6 protein-coding genes are annotated in these 21108 nt (G+C 41.9%); 4 read left to right on the plus strand and 2 right to left on the minus strand.

What is annotated here, in order from left to right:
- Window positions 1–29 precede the first annotated feature (29 nt).
- A complete protein-coding gene (locus NLX82_RS22530) occupies window positions 30–275 on the plus strand; it encodes an HPr family phosphocarrier protein (protein WP_023987189.1) in 246 nt (81 codons plus the stop codon).
- A 77-nt stretch (window positions 276–352) separates the two neighbouring features.
- On the opposite strand, the gene NLX82_RS22535 is transcribed toward NLX82_RS22530, so the two are convergent.
- Entirely contained in the window at window positions 353–1141 is a 789-nt protein-coding gene (locus NLX82_RS22535; RefSeq protein WP_013308962.1) for a formate/nitrite transporter family protein, read from the minus strand.
- 89 nt (window positions 1142–1230) lie between these two features.
- A complete protein-coding gene (locus NLX82_RS22540) occupies window positions 1231–2013 on the minus strand; it encodes a Cof-type HAD-IIB family hydrolase (RefSeq protein ID WP_023987190.1) in 783 nt (260 codons plus the stop codon).
- A 198-nt stretch (window positions 2014–2211) separates the two neighbouring features.
- On the opposite strand from NLX82_RS22540, the gene NLX82_RS22545 reads away from it, so the two are divergent.
- From NLX82_RS22545 to NLX82_RS22555, 3 genes are all read left to right on the plus strand, one after another.
- Window positions 2212–3243: a WXG100 family type VII secretion target gene (locus NLX82_RS22545; RefSeq protein ID WP_069081272.1), complete on the plus strand. Its 1032-nt coding sequence runs from the start codon at window positions 2212–2214 to the stop codon at window positions 3241–3243.
- 810 nt (window positions 3244–4053) lie between these two features.
- Entirely contained in the window at window positions 4054–5265 is a 1212-nt protein-coding gene (gene fabD / locus NLX82_RS22550) for an ACP S-malonyltransferase (protein ID WP_068938770.1), read from the plus strand.
- 80 nt (window positions 5266–5345) lie between these two features.
- Entirely contained in the window at window positions 5346–21092 is a 15747-nt protein-coding gene (locus NLX82_RS22555) for a non-ribosomal peptide synthetase (RefSeq protein WP_254349097.1), read from the plus strand.
- The last annotated feature ends 16 nt before the right edge of the window (window positions 21093–21108 follow it).

Below are 21108 nucleotides of genomic sequence, written 5' to 3' on the forward strand. Positions count from 1 at the left end.
CCCAATTCAATACAGGGGAGTGCTGTGCAATGATGACACCCATCAAGGTAAAAGACGTGAAGGATATTGAAAAAATCAATCAAATCGTTTCGAATTATACCTATGACATCTGGATTCATGGCAAAAGCGGCATGGCAGATGCCAAATCCATTTTAGGCATGTATGTGCTGAAGCTGGATGAGCCGCTAACTCTGGTTGTACCTGACAATGTTAATCCCAAGAAGCTGTTCAAGGAGTTGGAGGAGTTTATCCATTTTCCTGCTCAAGAAGGATAAAAGGCAAGAAAGCACCTGCTCTATTACTAAAATAACGCAAAGAAGCCGTGGAACCAAAGTCCCACGGCTTCTTTTTTTTAGTGTTCTTCCTCGTCCAAAAACGGGAGATTCACCGAATAGTACATAACCCCCATAAGCAACACGCCACCAACCAGATTTCCGAGCGTAACCGGAACGAGATTATGGATCACGCCAGCGACAGAAACCGTACCCGGATGATCCAGCACGAGCGCAATGGCGAAAGTACACATATTAGCCACGCTATGCTCATATCCCGAAATGAAAAAGCAGAATACAAACAGCATCATGGCAAACATCTTTGCACCATTTTCCTTCATAAACATTGGAACAAAAAAGGCAAGACAGACCAGCCAATTACACAAAATAGCTCGGAAGAATAGCTGCATTGCAGGCGCTTCCATTTTATGCTCAACCACGTTCAGTAGAAAGCTGTTCACGCTGGAGGAGTCAAACAGCCCGGTCAAGTAAATAAGGAGTGCAAATACCCCCGCACCCAGCAAATTACCTCCATAGCTGGCAGCCCATAATCGAAGCACCTGCCCCCAGCGCAGCTTTTTACGGAGAGCAGCATACGTGTAATAGAAGGTGTTACCTGTAAACAAATCCCCGCCGCCGTAAGCGATCAGAATGATGGCCGCTCCGAACGTGAGTGCCGCCATGGGATAAGTGAATGGAGAATGCTCCATGTAAAAAAAGTTGCCCGTCTTGAAGGCTACAATAACGCCGAACCCGATGAACATACTCGCCAGCATGGAACGTGCCAAATACCGGAGTAGGCTCTGCTTGTAAATTTTGTACTTCTTCATGGCTAGCTGTTCGACATTGCGTAAGCCTTCCGTCTCCATATTTAAGGACAACCTCCTATTTTCTCATATGTAAGTCTTTAAACAGACTTTATTTTTCCCGAAACATGCCCAGTCTATCAGCAATCCTATTAGCTTAACAAGCCAAGCTTTTGCAGTCCGTACAAAATACCGTCTTCATCTGCGCGTTTTGTGACCATTTTAGCTGCGGCTTTGGCTTCATCACAGCCGTTGCCCATCGCGACGCTGTTATGTATAGCTGTCAGCATCTCCACATCATTTAAGCCATCGCCAAAGGCGTATTGATTTTCATCGGCAATGCCCAGTCTGGATGTAATTTCGCGAATGCCCTTCGCTTTGGAGCCAGCATGAGGAACAACGTCCACAGAACTCGGATGCCAGCGCACAAAGTCAAACGCCTTGAATACCGCTTCATAGAAAGGCTCTTCTTCTGCTGTACACATCAACAGCGTCTGATAAATATCTCTTCCCTGGAAATAGAGCGGGTCGTATCCAACTGAAATCTTGGCCTTAAGCGTTTGGACTGATCTCTCCACAAGCTCATCGTTAGGAATATTGGCCTTCATGTCCATATGATCCATATATACGAGAGCATGATTATGTGTGAGGGCCAGATCGGTCATTGCTTGCAAGGCTTCTCTGTTCAACGGATTGGTAGCGACCACTTCCCCGCGAAGCACGACATATTGCCCATTAAAGCTGACGTAGGAGTCAATTTCCAACTGCTCGCGGATATCTTTGAACATAAAAGGCGCACGGCCTGTTGCGATGGCCACCTCATGTCCCAGCTCTTTCAAAGCAAAGACGGCCTTTTCTGCCGTTAACGGCATTTTCTTGTCATCGTCCAGTAATGTGCCGTCGATATCGAAAAAGATAATTTTTTTGTCTGACATGTCCCTACACCTGACTTTCAATAATGTATTGTCGAAATAAACTCATATGGATTCATTATATCAAAGGAACTGCTTCTGAATACACAAATACGTATAAATCCTCATGAATGTCCGACCTCTATAGCTTACAATATGAAATAAGGATTACTGTAAAATATAATTTCTATCTCCTATTTTCATAGATGGGATGTGATCACCATGACAAAAATCCAAGTCACACCGGAGCAGCTGGACAGCGTGGCCTCCCAATTTGCCAATGCCCACGGCACACTGTATAACCAGTTAAACGGCCTGGATAGCACAATGAACCGCCTTCACAGCCAGTGGGATGGTATGGAGAGGAATCGTTTTTATAATGACTATCGTACGGCTAAATATACACTTTCTTCTGTATTAAATAAGGTTCAATCCATTGAAATTGAGCTGAAAAGCATCGCTTCGAAGTTTAGAAATGCGGATGGTGAAAGCACACGTGGCTTCTGGACAGCCCTAGCAGCGGCAATGAACGCTAGCGCAGCGCTGGCAGGCAGTGGAGAGGCTGGAGATCATGATGGTGAAATTGCCAAACAGCCCAAAAACATAGACGAATGGGATCAGGCAGACGCGGATAAATATCATCAATATGAGGAACTGCTGAAAAACGCCGAGGCCATCGGCGACAAGCAGGTTATGCAGAAAATTCATGACCAGATGAATGTCCTGCGGCTGCAATATGAGGACTCAGTTCCCCGTACAGATTACAATACAGGAGAGACCTCCAAGATCACATCCGATTCCCTTGTCGCCGTCACCGAACTGACAGGTAAAGACGGAAGCAAAACGGATATATCTATCGATAAAAAAGGGAATGTTGTGAGTTATGAGCAAAATACGGATAAATACGATTACTGGGTCCAAAAGCATACCCAATCAGCCGGAGAGCACGCTCTAGGTAAAACGGCCCAGACCGTCACCGGATATGGAATAGGTCTTATTTTGTCGCGCGGGGCTGGAGTTAGTGGGGCAGGTTCGGGCATCGGTTCTGGCGCAGCCTCCGGGTGGGGGGAACACGTCGTCGGCATTGGTGGCGGCATGCTCAGTGACAAAGTACTCTTCTCTGTACCCGATGAGGGCGAAACTCGTACCATGATCTACCGAACGAATAAAGAAACCGGACATATTGAAAATATGATCATCGTCACCAAAGGTGAGAATGAAATGGAGTATCGCTATTGGGAGGATTATAACTAGGTCTTGAGCTGTGAACGATAATAGCGTGAATAGGAGTATCTATAAAATCTACAGTCTTTTTTTCTGGAACAGGTGAGCAGCAGGTGGAAACTGTAAACTCGCTAGCTGGAGAAGTCTGTAGATTTTTTGTGCATACATTTTTAAAATTCATTTGAGTTATTTAAATGATAAATAGTGTTTATGATCTAAGCAGTAACTTTATGGAGTAAAGAACATATGACTAATATATTTCTTTAATTGTTTTTTTTTTTTTCAAATTAGAGTGAACTTAGCTCAAGAGCAAGGTTCAAAAAAAAGTTTAATATTATAATTTGGATAAATACAAAAATATAATATTAATGTATATATATCATCTATTTAAAAATATTTAACAGATGCATATTTTAATTTTATTTATTTTTATGTAATGAAAATAATGAAAAAAACTATTCTTTCAAGAAAACGACGTTATGTAATAACAATCAACAAATTTCTACATTTTATGACCTGTTATTTACAAAAATGTAACATTTGAAGGTTGACTTATTCATTGACTTTATTGAAATAAATAGTTATTTTAATTCGTAAAAGGTGTAAAACATTGGTTGGAATAGCGAATTATAAATTATTAATACGAACTGCCTAAATGTTAAAAAGAACGCGATTCTTACATATTAGCTATTTTATTTTAAAATAATTATTAGTTATTTTTATGTATATGATTAATTTCTGCTTTAATACTATAAAGGGTATAACTTGCAACAGAAGTTAAATTTGAAAAGTACACATATTCAGGATATCTTACAAGCTTACTGGAGAAGAGGTTTTCAGATGAATAAAGTATCTTTCATTTTTCCTGGACAAGGTTCGCAATTTGTAGGAATGAGTAAAGAACTATCGAATAATTTTACTGTGGTAAAGCGTTTATTCGAAGAAGCGGATGATACTTTAGGAATTAAACTCTCAAAACTTTGTTTTGAGGGAGATCCTGATGATCTTCTTCAGACGATGAATGCCCAACCAGCCTTGCTTACTGCCAGCCTTGCTGCATATTATGCTAGCAGAGAGATACTGGAACTAGAACCTCAACTGTTGGCCGGACATAGTTTAGGAGAATACTCAGCATTGGTGTGTAGCGGATTTTTCTCTTTTCAAGATGGACTTCAAATTGTAAGAAAACGAGGAATGTTCATGCAACAGACTCTAGTTAACGGTGTAGGGACTATGGTTGCTGTTGGGAATATTTCTGTTTCCATCCTGGAGAGCTTATGTCAAGAGATTTCTACAGATAGTGGTATTGTATCTATTGCTTGTCACAATTCGGACAATCAGTACGTGCTATCGGGACATAAAGAACCTATGAGTCGAATAGTGGAGCAAATAAATCGCCTAGAACATAGTAAAGTTAACTATTTAACAGTAAGCGGGCCTTTTCACAGTATTTTAATGAAGCCTGCAGCAGATAAGCTTGCCGTAGAACTAAGAAAATTCCCGCTGCGCAAGGGGCGGTGGCCGGTTGTTTCCAATGTAACAGCCTTACCACACGATGAATTCACAATTTATGACTTGCTGTACAAGCAAATGATAAGTCCCGTACGCTGGACAGATACGATGGATTATTTATACCAGAACGGCATCGCCATAGCGTTAGAATTAGGCCCAAGGAAAGTACTTGGACAGCTGATGAGAGAAAGGTATCCTAGTATCTCCACTTTTTCTGTTAATACAAGTTCTTCTTTCAAAGAAGTGGAACAGTGGTTAAGTAAGCGGCAAACTACACGCAAAGTTACACTTGAGTGTCTGGAAGAAGGATTTGCAGCGGCGCTTATTGCACGAAATAGAAATGGGGATTACAAACAACATATGGAGGGGGTTGTTTACCCTAGTCAGCAGATTAGAAATTGGATCAATCAACTTCAAGATAATAAGAATGATACCGTTTATGATGCAGTTAATACAGAGGTGTTAGAGTTAATCCGTACTATTCTCACTACCAAGCAAGTTCCCGAACAAGAACAACAGACGATTCTTAATATGATCTAAACAAGATTCATCAATGATGTTGGAAATTGTAAATTTATTGCTGGAAGCTAATAAATCTTACGATATACGGGGGGAATAGCATGTATACAAATAGGTTCAAAACACTGGTTGATGTTATTACAGAACGGGGAAAGTGTGACAATAAATTTATTACCTTTATTGAGTCGGATCAAAACGAAACAACGCTTACTTATAAAGATTTATATTGGGAGGCTCTAGCATTTCTAAAGAATCTTCAGGATGCAGGGGTTAAACAGGGACAAGAAATTGTATTTCAAATAGAAAGTAATCGCCATTTTGTAAAAGCATTTTGGGCTTGTGTTCTTGGTGGCATGATCCCGGTACCTGTCAGCATAGGTAACAATGATGAGCATAAAATGAAAGTTTTTAAAATCTGGGATGTCCTTAACGATCCTTTTTTACTCATCGAACCCAAAATATTAAAAGACCTTGAGAAATATACCTTGAAAAGCAACCAAGCTAACCTATTCGAAACCATCCGCCATCGTCATCAATTACTTGAAAACCATGAACAACCAAAGCAATCCTTTGCAAAGGTACACACCCCTCAACTGGAAGATATAGCATTTATTCAGTTTTCTTCCGGTTCCACAGGAGACCCTAAGGGAGTCACTCTTACACATAACAATCTCATTCATAACTCAAGTGGAATTATAAATAGGACAGTCGTCACAGAGCAAGATTCGTTCTTGCAGTGGATGCCTCTAACCCATGATATGGGTTTGATTTACAATCATATTACTCCATTAGTTGCTGGAGTGAACCAGTACATTATGCCAACTTCGCTGTTCATTCGTCAGCCGGCACTTTGGATAAAAAAAGCTAACGAACATCAAGTTAGCATTATTTCATCTCCAAACTTCGGGTATAAGTATTTCATGCAATTTTTCAAACCCGAAAAAGCCATGAATTGGGATCTATCCAAGATCCGCGCCATCATCAATGGTGCTGAACCTATTTCTCCTGAATTATGTGATGCATTCCTTGATACATTAGCTCCTTTTGGATTAAAAAGAACGACTATGCAAACATCATATGGTTTAGCAGAGGCATCGGTTGGAGTTGCTATCCCGCCAATCCATACCGAATATATAACCGTTTATGTTGATCGTAAGCACTTAAATATTGGAGAGTCCGTCTTTGAGGTGGACAAGAATTTTCATAATGCTCTGCCATTTGTTGTAGTCGGTCAGTCGTTAGATTATTGTGAAATAAGAATATGCAATGACGAGGATGAGGAAGTCGCGGAACGAGTTATTGGGCACATACAAATAAAAGGTGAAAATGTTACAAAAGGATACTATAACAACGAAGAAGCGACATCTAGGCTTTTGACGTTAGACGGATGGGTGAGAACTGGCGATCTGGGTTTCTTCCGTGAAGGTCAATTAGTCGTGACAGGGAGAGCAAAGGATATCATATTTGTAAATGGCCAGAACGTTTATCCTCATGACATCGAGCGTATCGCTGAGGAAGTAGAAGGAGTAGAACTTAATCGTGTGGCGGCTTGTGGAGTTCGTGTAAATGAGATGGAAACGGAGGAAATTGTGGTATTTGTCGTATCCAAAAAGACGATAGAAAAATTTTCTCCAATTGCGACTAAATTAAAAAAACATTTGTATCGTAATGGAGGATGGACGGTCCACGATATTATACCTATTAAGCAAATGCCCAAAACGACCAGTGGGAAGTTGCAGAGGTATAAGCTTGCGGCTCAGTATGAAACGGGGCATTATCAGGAGACTTCATTAGCTCTAAAGGAGATTATGGAGCAAGAAATCAAAAATCAAAAATTACCCAAACTTTCGTTTGAGATCGAAAAAGTACTTCACGATATTTGCTGCGAGGTATTACATAGGGAAGAGGTTGATACGAGAGAAAGTTATTTTGATTTAGGTTCTAATTCCTTACAATTGGTGCAGATTACAGAGAAAATTGAGAATCAGTTGGGAGTTAAGCTTGCGGTTACGGATTTGTTTGATTATCCCTCTATAGCCCACTTGGCAGAGTTTTTAGCGAGACCAACCGATTCTCACCAGAATCGTATCCCTACGGGCGATACTGATCACAATAATAGCAAGGACGTTGCTATTATTGGGCTTTCTCTGGATTTACCTGGATCTTCATCTGTTTCACAGTTTTGGAATCATATTGTTCAAGGCGATGATTGTATTGGAAACTTAGGCTCTCAACGCAAGCAAGACGCAATAAATTATTTATCGGTTGTGGATCAAAGGAAGGGAGAAAAGGAATTTATAGAAGGAGGTTTCCTAGAAGATATTGATAAGTTTGATTATTCGTTCTTCAAGCTGAGTCCTGTGGAAGCTAGCTATATGGACCCTAACCAAAGATTATTCCTTCAGACCGCGTGGCATGCACTTGAAGATGGGGGCTATGCAGGGGATCGGATTCATGGAAAAAAAGTAGGGGTATATGTTGGATTCTCAAAAGTGGGCTACGATTATGAGAGGATGCTCTCTAAAGGAGAACCGGAAAAATTTCACCAGTATATTGTCGGGAATTTACCATCAGTGCTGGCAAGCCGCATTTCTTACTTTCTTAATTTGAAAGGTCCAGCAGTAACTGTGGATACGGCGTGCTCCTCCTCACTTGTCGCGATTCATATGGCTTGTAAGGGTTTAGCGACGGGGGATTGCAAAATGGCGATAGCCGGAGGCATCCGAACTATGCTATTACCAGTGAAGTTAGGACTGGATATGGAATCGCCAAATAACAGAGCTCGTACATTTGATGCAGGGGCGGACGGAACAGGTGTTGGAGAAGGGGTTGCAGCGGTTCTGTTAAAGCCTCTCGATCAAGCATTGCAAGACGGAGATCGTATTTATGCAGTGATTAAAGGAAGCGCTGTGAATCAGGATGGTACCACGGTAGGCATTACTGCGCCTAGTCCTTCCGCACAGGCAGAAGTGGTGGAGGCGGCTTGGAATGATGCGGGTATTCATCCGGAAACCCTATCATTTATAGAGGCTCATGGCACTGGAACTAAACTGGGGGACCCAATTGAGATCGCAGGATTGACACAAGCCTTTGAAAAATATACGGATAAAAAACAGTTTTGTGCAATCGGTTCCGTCAAGCCTAATATTGGCCACTTATTTGAAGCAGCAGGAGTATCCAGTCTTATTAAAGCAGTTTTGATGCTGCAAACTAGGAAGATTCCTCCGTTGGTTCATTTTAAGAAACCTAGTTCCCGTATTAATTTCGAATTGTCGCCGTTTTATTTGACGACAGAAGTAGCGGATTTGAATTCAAATGATGCCCCACTTCGTTGCGGAGTAAGTTCTTTTGGTTTTAGTGGAACAAATGCTCATGTTGTTATGGAAGAGTTTATAGAAACGCGAATAGATAATGATTCTGTAAACACATCAGATTGTGTTCATCTTTTTACTGTCTCTGCGAAAAATGAGAGAAGACTACATCATTTGGTCGAGGAATATGTTGACTATTTACGCCAAAATCCAGCGGTTTCCTTAGAGCAAATGTGCTATACAACTCATATCGGCAGAGCTCATATGGAGCATAAATTAGCAGTTATCACTTCAAGTCCAGAGGATTTGCTACACAAGTTGGAGCGATGGACTTCGGGGAATAAACAAGAGAATGTACCTGATATGTATACAGGTGCTTATAAACAGAGCGTTGATCATAAACAGGAAAAAGATGAAACGGTAGCTCGATTGATGACAGCTATTAGAGCAAGTGCACATACAGATATTCACGCTTTGCGCCAATTGGGTGAATTGTACGTCAAAGGTATGGCTATCCCGTGGCAAGCCCTTTATGCGGATAATACTAAAAGAATCCTGGCACTGCCTTTATACCCATTTGAACGAAATCGGTGCTGGTTTACTTCAAAAGTAGAGCAGATAAGTAAGGAAGACAGGGAGGAGAGAAGTATGGAGTCCGCGTATCCAAACGAGCTGCAAGCTACAGATCAGATAGATTACACTGCGAAGATTTCGAAAGTATTAAAAGATGTAATCAGTAAAGTTTCTGGTTTTACTGTGGAACAACTGGATGAGCAGATGCATTTTCTCGAAATGGGCTTGGATTCTATTATGTTAGTTCAAGTTCAAAAAGAAATAAGAGAACAATTTAATGTGGATGTTCCAATGAATCATTTCTTTGAAAGTGTTACAAATTTGGATCATCTAACAACGTTTATTTCAGATTCGACGTATACCACACAATCGGTTACGGCAGCCAATGCTTTAAGTGCGGTCGATGATTGGACAGAAGTAAATCCGGAAAATACGGTTGCTACAGAGTCTTCACCCAAGTTTGCTGGCTTGGAAAAGTTACTCTCTCAACAAATTGAATTACTGAACAGCCAACAGCTTGGACTTACTCAAGTGTTGACAAAGCAACTGGAGATGCTCAGTGGTGGTCAAGGAAGAACTATTCAGGCAGCACCATTAACAAGCAAAGAAACAGTCAGTGCTCAGAGTTCATCTCGTCATTCTGTGGCAACTGACGTGCCTGTAACTACTACAATTAAAGTGGATAAAACTGCTGAACATTCCAAACCATTTGTACCCTATCAACCACTACTGATCGGTGAGGAAAGTGGATATAGTGTGCGGCAAAATGATTTCTTACAGCGTTTTATTAAACAATATACTCAACGAACCCTCGGATCCAAGAAGTACACACAGGAAAGTCGGCTGGTTCACGCTAATAACCGTCATGTGTCTGGATTCCGGTCCTATTGGAAAGAAATCGTCTACCCTATCATTTCAGAGAGCGCTTCGGGTTCAAGGATATGGGATGTGGATGGGAACGAATACATTGATTTAACTATGGGCTTCGGGGTCCATTTACTGGGTCATAATCCAGATTGGTTAACCGATACTATGCGAAGCAATTTGCATCAACGTACACCTTCGATCGGTCCTATGTCGAATACAGCAGGTGAGGTTGCTGCCTTGATTAGCGAGTTGACGGGTGTAGAGCGGGTTGCATTTTATAATTCTGGGTCTGAAGCTGTTATGGTCGCTTTACGTCTGGCTAGAGCAGCTACAGGACGCTCCAAAATAGTGCTGTTTGCTGGTTCTTACCATGGAACGTTTGATGGTGTACTTGCCGTGTCTGATCCGAATTCAAGCGGGGGAGAGGCATTACCCATGGCTCCGGGAATTCCCTCGAGCATGATGGAGGATGTAATTGTACTCCCTTATAATCACCCAGATTCTATAAAAGCTATCAAATATTATGCACATGAGCTTGCTGCTGTATTGGTGGAGCCTGTACAGAGTCGAAGACCAGATTTGCAACCAAGGAAGTTCTTGGAGCAAGTTCGCGAGATTACAGCAAATTCGGGAACGGCGCTCATTTTTGATGAGGTAATCACAGGATTTAGAATTCATCCAGGAGGTGCTCAAGCCTGGTTTGGAATTAAAGCTGATCTAGTTACTTACGGAAAAGTGGCAGGTGGGGGTATGCCTATTGGCATTGTCGCCGGAAGCTCAGAGTTTATGAACACAGTGGATGGAGGTGTATGGTCGTTCGGAGATGACTCATATCCGGTGAATACGAATATTAAAACATTTGTAGGTGGTACTTTCTGTACACATCCGCTGACCATGCACACGGCTCTAGCCACTTTGAAATATTTGAAGTCTGAAGGTCCGAATCTTCAGGAGCAACTGAACCAAAGAACCGACGACTGGGTAACAGAATTGAATACTTATTTTAAACAAAATAATGTGCCTATTCACATGGTTAACTATGGTTCATTATTCCGGTTCGTCTCGTTTGGCGACATTGAGCTCTTTTTCCATCTGTTGATTAACAAGGGGATTTATGTATGGGAAGGTCGTAATTGCTTTTTATCGACTTCTCATACAGATGAGGATCTTCAACAAATTACACAGGCTGTAAAGGAAAGCGTGGAGGAATTGAGAAGAGGGGGATTTTTACCTGACAATCCTCCATCACCGGATGGAGAGGGGAACCGAAAAAATGATGTGGTTCCCATCGAATCTTCATCGTTCCCTTTAACAAAGGAGCAGCAGCAAATTTGGTTTGCTACGCAATCCAGAAGTGATTCCTCCACTGCCTTCAATGAAATAGCAGCATTGCGTATGCAAGGTCAACTGCAGCTTGATACTGTAAAACGTTCAGTTCAAGCAATTGTGAATCGGCATGAGTCGCTACGGACGGTTATTGATCTCGATGGTGAAGAACAGCATGTTCTTGACAACGTGAATGTGGTCATCTCACTGAGTGATTTCTCAGGATCTCCTCCATCAGAGCATGAAGAAAAGGTCAAGCAATGGTTTGAGGAAGAGGGGAAAAGGGCGTTTGATTTGACGTCCAAAGAACCGCTGTTCCGAACTCACATTTTACGATTAAAACCGGATGAACATATTGTGGTGTTCACATTTCATCATATTATTGCTGATGGTTGGTCAATGGCAGTGTTTATCCGTGAATGGGAGCAAGTCTACACTTCTTTCTGCAAAGGCGAAAATATAGTCACGTTGCCTGTACCGCCAAAATTCAGAGATTTTCAAGCGTGGAAACAGTTGGAGCTGGAACATACGGGAGTGAGTGAGGCAGTTTCTTACTGGACACGGACATTGGATTCCGTCCCTGTCGCCATGGACATTCCGTCTGAGGACGGTGGCATGAAGAAAACATCGTATAGAGGAAGAAGAATAAATATTCGGGCAGACAGTACGCTGGCGAGAAAGTTGAAAAAGCTTAGCATTAAAGCGGGTAACAGCTTGTTTGTCACACTGCTGACTGCATATAAGGTGTTTCTGCATCGCTTAACTGGAAACAAAACGATAGTAGTGGGCATTCCTACCTCTGGACAGTCTAGGATGGAACAAATTAATTTGATCGGAAACTGTGTTAATATGCTGCCGATTGTGAGCCATATTACCAGCAAAGAATCATTATTTAAGTATATGGCACAAGTTAAGCGAGTAATGCAGGAAGTCGAACCGCTTCAAAACTACTCTTTTGCTGATCTGATTGAGCGCTTTGAGAACATACTGATTCCTGAGATGAATGTCATCTTCAATATGGATCGACCGATGCAGAATTTTCATTTTCATGGACTGGATGTTGAATTGATACCGACACCGATCCTGTATTCCAAATATGACATGTTTCTCAACGTGATGGAGGTGGAGGGGGAGCTTTGGTTTGATTTTGATATTAAAGCTAGCTTGACCGCACCGGAAACAATACAGATTTGGGCAGAGTACTTTTTACACATACTGAATACGGTTGCTGATGGGCAGGAACGGGAATTTGTAGATATCTCCCTCTTAAATCAGGATGAACTGAGGTATGGGTCTAAAAATTACAGAGGCTATGTGGATATCGAATTAAGCGGCATCACGGATGACGGTTCAGCAGGAGCTATTTATTTACTTGATAATTATCTGCAACCTGCACCTGTGGGGACTGTCGGGGAATTACATGTAGTAGAGAAAAACGGATCTCCTTACGAAGATTTAGCATATTTACCAACAGGAATTTTGGCTTTGCGAACCGCAGGCGGTGAATTAAGATCATTGGGACCTGTTCAGAAACGAACATATATAAAAGGACATGCCATATATACTGGACAACTTGAACAATTTATTACTTCTATTCCGCAAATTAGCGAGTGCCAAGTTATAGCACAGAGTACAGAGAGCACGGCAGACACACATTTGATTGCTTACATTACGAGCCTTAATGATGGAATAGAGGATATCCTTCGCAAACAATTGCGAAATAATTTGCAAGAACAATGGGTACCTCAACAGATCATTAAGCTTGAACAAATGCCCTTGAATTCGAAGGGATATGTAGACTTGTCGCAACTTTCTACTATGAAACAAGTTGTTAGCAAAGAACCTGTTGAGGCAGTTAGTACCACGGAGAGAAGAGTAGGGGGAATTTGGGAAACGGTGCTGGGATTAAATCGTGTTAGGTCCGATGACAATTTCTTTGATCTAGGAGGAGATTCGTTAAAGGCGACTCTCTTGCTTGCTAGAGTTCATCAAGAGTTTGGCAAACGAATCCCCTTGAATGTATTTTTTCATTCACAGACAGTTTCGGCTTTGGCCAAAGTGATCGAAGAGGCAAAACAAGGAACAGTCGTTTCTATTAAAAAGCTTGAAGAATGTACGCATTATGCAATATCTGATGCTCAAAGACGTATGTTTGTCTTACAGGATATGGGGATTGGTACAGCATACAATATTACGGGTCAGGTGCATATTGATGGGGAGCTAGATATTCCCCGTCTTCAGAAGGTCTGCTTGGATTTGATTCGGCGTCATGAATCACTTCGTACTTCTTTTAATATAGTGGATGGCGAAATTGTACAAGTGATTCATGAAGAGTCGGCTTTTGAAATCAAAGTCACAGAAATACTGGAGAAAGATGCAAACGAGATGAGCCGCTTGTTTGTCCGTCCGTTTGATCTGCGCCAATGGCCACTCTTCCGAGCAGAATTGTTTCGCTTTGCAGCTAATAAACATATGTTGGTTATGGATATGCATCACAGTATTGCAGATGGGCTTTCGTTATCCATTTTCCTCAATGAACTCGTGCAACTGTATCGGAGTGAAATATTAGCTCCAATACAAATCCAATATAAAGATTTTGTCGTCTGGCAAAAGGAACAATATACTAGCAACCGTTTGTTTGAACAGGAACACTATTGGAAAAATGTTTTGAACGGAGAATTACCTATACTGGCAATGCCTACGGACTTCCCTAGACCATTACATCAAAGTTATGAAGGGGCTGTGTTGTCGTATAGCATCACTCCGACAATGACAGAAGAATTAAAAAAACTTGCCAAAAATACAGGGACTACGGCTTTTATGATCCTGCTTTCGGCTTATAATATACTGCTCGCGAAGTATACGGGTCAGGAAGATATTATTGTAGGAACGGCGGTGGCAGGGCGTCAGCATCCGGACACGGAAACAATGATCGGAATGTTTGTCAACACGTTAGCTTTGCGGAATCGTCCGTCTCCTCAGCGGAGTTTTCATTCGTTTTTGCAAGAGGTCAAGGAAACGACTCTGCGAGCTATGGATTATCAGGACTATCCTTTTGAGGCATTGATTGAGAGACTGGATATCCGTCGTGACCAAGGACGAAACCCTTTGTTTGATACGATGTTTGTCATGCAGAATTTTGAGATGAGTTCTCTTGAAGCGAATGGAGTAAAATTTCATCCAAGTGAATTCAATCCAGGGATTTCGCAATTCGATTTGGTCTTAAGCGCTGACGAATGGCAGGAGGGCCTAGCCTTACGTTTCAACTATTGTACCCAATTGTTCCGATCAGAAACGATTGACCGCCTTGCTAGCCTTTATATACAAATATTACGTTCTATTTTAGAACAACCTTGGAGCGAGATTGCAAAGTTGGAGTGGTTACCTGAGGAAGAGAAGTTGAAGCTAATACATGGCTTTAATACCTTCGATCTGCCCTCTTCATCTGTGATGGAGAAAACAGGGACGCTGCACTTGCAATTCGAAGAGCAAGCCCTCAAAAATCCTGATCATGTGGCTGTTATTCATCAGGGACATGGAATTACTTATAAAGAGCTGAACGAGAAGTCAAATCAGCTGGCGAGGGCATTAATGAAGCGGGGAGTAGGAGTAGAAACAGTAGTCGGCTTAATGGTGGGCCGTTCATTAGATTTGGCAGTGGGTATGTTGGCTATTTTAAAAGCCGGTGGCGCCTATCTTCCAATTGACAGTTCTTATCCAGAAGAACGAATTCACTTTATGCTTGAGGATAGCGGGGCTGCTCTCCTGTTGTTGAATGACTCATCTAACTACAATGCTACTACTTATGAAGGTTTAGTCCTAAATATGGACGATGATGAGTGGTATAAAACAGAAAGCAAGTTGTCTTCAAAGTGGGAATCGGATTCAAGTCATTTGGCATATGTGATCTATACATCGGGCTCAACCGGTACTCCTAAAGGAGTTTGTATTGAGCATCGAGCGATATTAAATACGTTATCTTGGAGAATAAATGAATATGCACTAGAAGCAGCAGACCGTATCCTGCCATTGCTGTCTAGCTCATTTGATGCTTTTGTGGGTGCCTTTTTTACTCCGCTGCTGTCTGGAAGTACAGTAGTGCTGCCTACGAATGAGGAACTGAGTGAATTATCGGCTCTGAAGGCCTTAATTATATCAACTCATATTACACATCTCGTGTGTACTCCTTCCATGTACTTGTCGGTTATAGAGGGTCTGACTTCAGATGAAGCCAAGTCTCTTAAAGTCGTAACGTTAGGCGGCGAGAAAGCAACGAAACGGTTGGTAGAAGCCAGCCAAGCCAAACATCCTGGCATTCAATTGTTCAATGAGTATGGCCCGACAGAAAATAGTGTAGTTACAACGATGCTAAGAGATATGGGGCCTGAAGAAGTGGGGTGTATTGGAAAGCCAATTCCTAATACGGGTGTTCTTATTCTTGATCAATACTTACAGTTGCGGCCAATAGGACTCCCAGGAGAATTGTGTGTTTGGGGTAAAGGAATTGCAAGAGAATATCATAATCGTCCTGAGCTTACGGCGCAGAAATTTATCCCGCACCCTTATTTGGACAATATGAAGCTATACAGAACAGGAGATTTGGCGAGATGGTTACCTGACGGAACGCTAGAGTATCTTGGCCGAGCGGATCAACAAGTTAAAATCAGAGGCTACCGGATTGAGCCAGGTGAAATTGAAAGCACATTGTTGGCTCATAGAGCGGTAAAAGAAGCAGCTGTAGTGATTAAAGGAACAGATGACAATCCGTATTTATGTGCTTATGCAGTTTTGCGGGAGTCGGTTACAGTAGATGCTTTGAAAGACTATCTGTCGTCAAGCCTGCCTCATTATATGGTACCAGCACATGTACTCTTGTTGGATGCGATGCCGCTGACAGCAAACGGCAAAGTTAGTAAAAGTGCATTACCTGAACCGGGTGGTCATTTTAGCAAAGAATTACAGCACGTTGGCCCAAATAATGAAACGGAGCAGCTCTTGATCGATATTTGGCAGGATCTGCTGGAGATATCGCCGATTGGTATACACGACCATTTTTTTGAAATAGGTGGGCACTCGATGAAGGCCACCCTGTTGACCGCTAAAATCAACGAGGTCTTTCATATAGAGATTTCGACGCAAGATATTTTTGGGGCACCAACAATTGAAGCACTCTCCAAGAGGATACTTGCTGCCAAACCAACAGATTATCGACGAATTGAGGCAGTGACTGAGGAAGCTTATTATGAGGTTTCTCCAGCACAATCCAGATTGTTGGCCGTTCTACCGTTGGATGAGACGGGTGTAGCTTACAACATGTCGGCAGCATTGCTGATTGAAGGTCCTGTAGACCAAGGAAGAGTGGAGCGTACCTTTAAACAATTATTAGCCCGGCATGAAGCATTTCGGACCTCGTTCGGATACGTGGATGATAGAGCGGTGCAATTTGTACAACATAAGGTAAACTTTGAACTTGGCTTTGCCCAGGCTGCTGGTGATATCACTACAAAGGGTATAGATGCACTGATTCGTAATTTCATACGACCTTTTGATGTTAGTAAAGCACCTCTATTTCGGGCGGAGCTTCTTCAAATGGATCGGGATAAATTTATACTTCTAATTGATATGCACCATTTGATAGCCGACGGAACTTCTATCGACACCATTATTGACGAATGGAACAAGCTGTACAAGGGAGAAGAACTTCCCGTTTTACCGCTTCAATACAAAGATTACTCTACTTGGCTCAAATCGAATACAGAAATTCAGGCAAAGCAGGAACAATATTGGCTTGAGCAATACAAAGGAGAACTTCCCGTTCTAGATCTGCCTACAGATTATCAGCGGCCACAATTGCAGAGTTTTGTTGGTGATATGGTGAAAGTCGAACTGTCCGAAAAGCTTATAAAACAGTTGAACTTCATTTGTGTTCAAACGGATAGCACTCTCTTTATGCTGCTATTTGCGGCCTATAATGTACTGTTGGGCAAATATGCTGGACAGGAAGATATCGTGATCGGAATTCCAACGTCTGGACGAACGCATGCAGATACAAACGGGATCGTAGGGTTATTCGTCAATACACTGGCTATTCGAAACAATCCGACTAGTCATAAGAGCTTCAAAACCTTTTTGAACGAAGTAAAAGAAAATACGCTACAAGCACTGCAAAATCAATCGTATTCATTTGCCGAACTGGTCGATAAGCTGTCCATAAAGAGAGACTTGAGCCGAAATCCGTTATTTGACACTATGTTCTCCTTTATGAACACGGATGCACAGCAGTGGCAAGCCGATAACCTTAATTTCGAGCTATATCCGTTCAAAACGGGTATTTCCAAATTTGATCTTGTACTGAATGCCGAACAGAAGGCTGAGAGGGTTCGTCTAGAATTTGAGTACAGTACAAAACTATATAAAAAAGAAACAATCGAGCTTCTCGTTGAGCATTACCTAAATGTATTGGAGGAAGTAGTCCAAAACGTTGATATTGCATTGACTGATATTAATCTTTTAAGCGTAACAGAAGCGGCTACTATAGAGGAGCGGTATAACAACACTTATATAGCCTATCCACAGCCGAGACCGATTCATCATTATTTCGAGGAGCAGGTTGGCAGAAGACCGGATGCTAAAGCCGTTATCTATCAAGATCGGGTGCTGACCTACAAGGAATTAAATGATCAGGCGAACGTGATAGCAAGCGATTTGCTGGCTAAAGGAATTGGATTTGGAAGTTATGTACCTATACTCATGGAACGGAGCCTGGAACTGGTAGTGTCCATACTGGCTATTATGAAAACTGGGGCTGCTTTTTCGCCTCTTGATACGGAGTGGCCTACTGACCGCTTACAGAGTGCTCTGCAGGATTTGGGAAGTTCTATTATATTGGTCAATCCAAGTACACCTATTAGTTCAGAGATTAATGCTGAAGAGTACCTAGTTATAGATTGCTCTGTAGTCGAAAAGAGGAGTAACGCTGGTAGTAACTCAGCTATAGATGTAGATATGGAATCTCCAATCTATGTAATCTTCACTTCTGGTTCAACCGGCAAACCCAAAGGGGTTATAGCTGCTCATAAAGGAATAACCAACCGTTTTCTATGGATGAACGACTATTTTGGAACATCGGCTGCACAAAGTGTTCTCCAGACGACTCATCATGTATACGACAGCGCAGTTTGGCAATTGTTTTGGCCTTTAATGAACGGTGGAACAACTGTTTTGCCGGAAACAGGCATGACGGTGGACGCTACGTACATGACAAATATCATTGAACAAGAACGTATTTCTTTTACGGACTTCGTTCCATCCGTATTTAATGCTATTGTCAACCAGTTGGATCAAAATTCAGATCGAACTAAGCAATTGGATTCTCTTCAACAAGTTATTCTTGGTGGTGAAGAGATTACGCCATCGACAGTCCATACGTTTTTAACCATTTTTCCTCATGTTCAAATCACGAACTTGTATGGTCCAACGGAGGCAAGTATAGGCTGTGTTGCTTATCAAGTGACAGGAGATGAAGACAGAATTCCTATCGGAAAGCCAATTGCGAATACCAAGATTTATATATTGGACTCTGGGCTAAAGAGGGTTCCCGTAGGAATCGTAGGAGAAATGTATATTGCAGGTACACCTCTTGGGATTGGATATTTGAATGATCCGATAAAAACGAAGGCCAGCTTTATAGATAATCCTTATTCAGTGCCTGGCTATGAAAAGCTCTATAAAACGGGAGATTTAGCTAAATACTTGCCTGACGGTAATATTGCATTCCTGGGGAGATCCGATTTTCAGGTCAAAATTCGAGGGTACAGGATTGAACTCAGTGAAATTGAATATCATCTTTTAGGCATAGAAGATATTCAGGAAACCGTTGTGATGGTCAAAGAAAATAAGGGGAGTTCTTATTTATGCGCGTATGTGGTATCAGCTAACCCATTAGATACGGATCGTATCAAAATGCAGTTAGCTAAGGAGCTTCCTGATTACATGATACCTCCGGTGTATGTTCCGCTTGACATGATCCCCATTACAGCTGGCGGAAAGATTAATCGTAAAGCATTACCTGAGCCTGACTGGAGCGGTGCCTTAGAAGTGGAGTATGTGGAACCAACAGGTGAGACTGAAATATTGCTGGCCCAAATATGGGAGGAAGTGCTTGCCGTAACAGGCGTGAGTGCCACTCAAAACTTCTTTGATTTGGGAGGAGACTCTATTAAGGGTCTGCAAATCGTTTCGCGTTTGAACACGCATGGCTACAAGTTAAGCATCAAAGAATTATTTTTGTACCCTCAGATTAGACAATTGAGCCCATTTGTTAAGGTGATACGTCGGAAGATTAGTCAGGAAGCTATTGAGGGAGAGTTGCCTTTATCGCCAATACAGCAGCGATTCTTTCATCTACAGAAGACAAGTCCTCAGCATTTTAATCAGTCCGTCATGCTATTTTCTGAAGACGGTTTTAATGAGCAAGGGGTTGTGGCTGCATTTAACTGCATCATTAAGCATCATGATGCCTTAAGAATGACATTCTGTCTGAGAGAAGATCGCATCGTTCAATACAATGAAGGACTAAACAATCAACCAATATCCTTGACGGTAAAATCACTTCCTGATGGTTTACCGGCAGAAGCATGGATTGAGCAAGAAGCAACGGCTATTCAAAGTAGTTTCGATCTCACAACCGGTCCTTTAATGAAGCTTGGATTATTCCGAACTGCTGAGGGAGATCACCTGCTCATCGCGGTTCATCACCTGGTAGTTGATGGGGTTTCGTGGAGAATTATTTTACAAGATTTTGCGTCCCTTTATCAGCAATATCAGCAAGGAACAGCACTCTTCTTGCCAGACAAAACGGATTCGTACCGCTCTTGGGCACAAGAAATAAGCCAATATGCAGCAAGTCATGAGCTGGAGCAGGAACTGGAATACTGGACACAGCTGGAGCAAATCCAGTCTGGACCGTTGCCTAAAGACAGCTCCTATGAAACTAATATGTTGCGTGATAGTGAAAATGTAAGTGTCTCACTTGATGATGAGAGTACTAGCAAATTATTAAGACAGGTGCACCAGGCGTACAATACTGAAATTAATGACATTTTGCTCACGGCTCTTGGGTTAAGTATCAAAGAATGGACACAGCAGTCTCGAGTATTGATCTATCTTGAAGGCCACGGGCGAGAAGAGGTATTTCAGGAAATGAACATTTCCAGAACCGTTGGCTGGTTCACAACAGTGTATCCATTTTTACTAGAAATGGACGACGCTCATGATCTTTCATATCAGATTAAGAACATTAAAGATAGCCTTAGAAGGATACCAAACAAGGGCTTTGGGTATGGGGCATTGAACTATGCTCGAGTGAATGAGTCTGGTGTGGCTGCATTTCAGGCTGCTCCTGAGATTGCCTTTAATTATATGGGGCGTTTTGATACGGAACTAAATACAAATGTATTTACACTTTCTAAGTTTTCCTCTGGGGAAGAGGCTAGTCCCTTCATAGAAAGATCCGTACCGTTAGATATCAACTGCATTATTAATGAGAGCGAGCAATTAATTATTACATGCAACTACAACAAGCAAGAATACGAGCAACAAACCATTGAAAAAATATTGTTTTTATTCCAAAAACATTTGACGAATCTAATCGACCATTGCTGCAGCAAACAAGTAACGGAACAAAGTCCAACTGATTTCCTCTATGACAAAATGTCAATCGATGAGTTTCAGAACCTATCCCAACTTTTAAGTAACAAACTAAACTTGTAGCAAAGTGGTGAGCCGT

Origin of the sequence: Paenibacillus sp. A3M_27_13 (assembly GCF_024213315.1) — a bacterium.
GTDB classification, from domain to species: Bacteria; Bacillota; Bacilli; order Paenibacillales; family Paenibacillaceae; genus Paenibacillus; species Paenibacillus polymyxa_B.

Bases quoted from the DNA above. Each gene is read 5' to 3' on its own strand.
- NLX82_RS22535 (WP_013308962.1), bottom strand. From the start codon at position 1,141: ATGGAGACGGAAGGCTTACGCAATGTCGAACAGCTAGCCATGAAGAAG.
- NLX82_RS22540 (WP_023987190.1), bottom strand. From the start codon at position 2,013: ATGTCAGACAAAAAAATTATCTTTTTCGATATCGACGGCACATTACTG.
- NLX82_RS22545 (WP_069081272.1), top strand. From the start codon at position 2,212: ATGACAAAAATCCAAGTCACACCGGAGCAGCTGGACAGCGTGGCCTCC.
- NLX82_RS22555 (WP_254349097.1), top strand. From the start codon at position 5,346: ATGTATACAAATAGGTTCAAAACACTGGTTGATGTTATTACAGAACGG.
- fabD (WP_068938770.1), top strand. From the start codon at position 4,054: ATGAATAAAGTATCTTTCATTTTTCCTGGACAAGGTTCGCAATTTGTA.
- NLX82_RS22530 (WP_023987189.1), top strand. From the start codon at position 30: ATGATGACACCCATCAAGGTAAAAGACGTGAAGGATATTGAAAAAATC.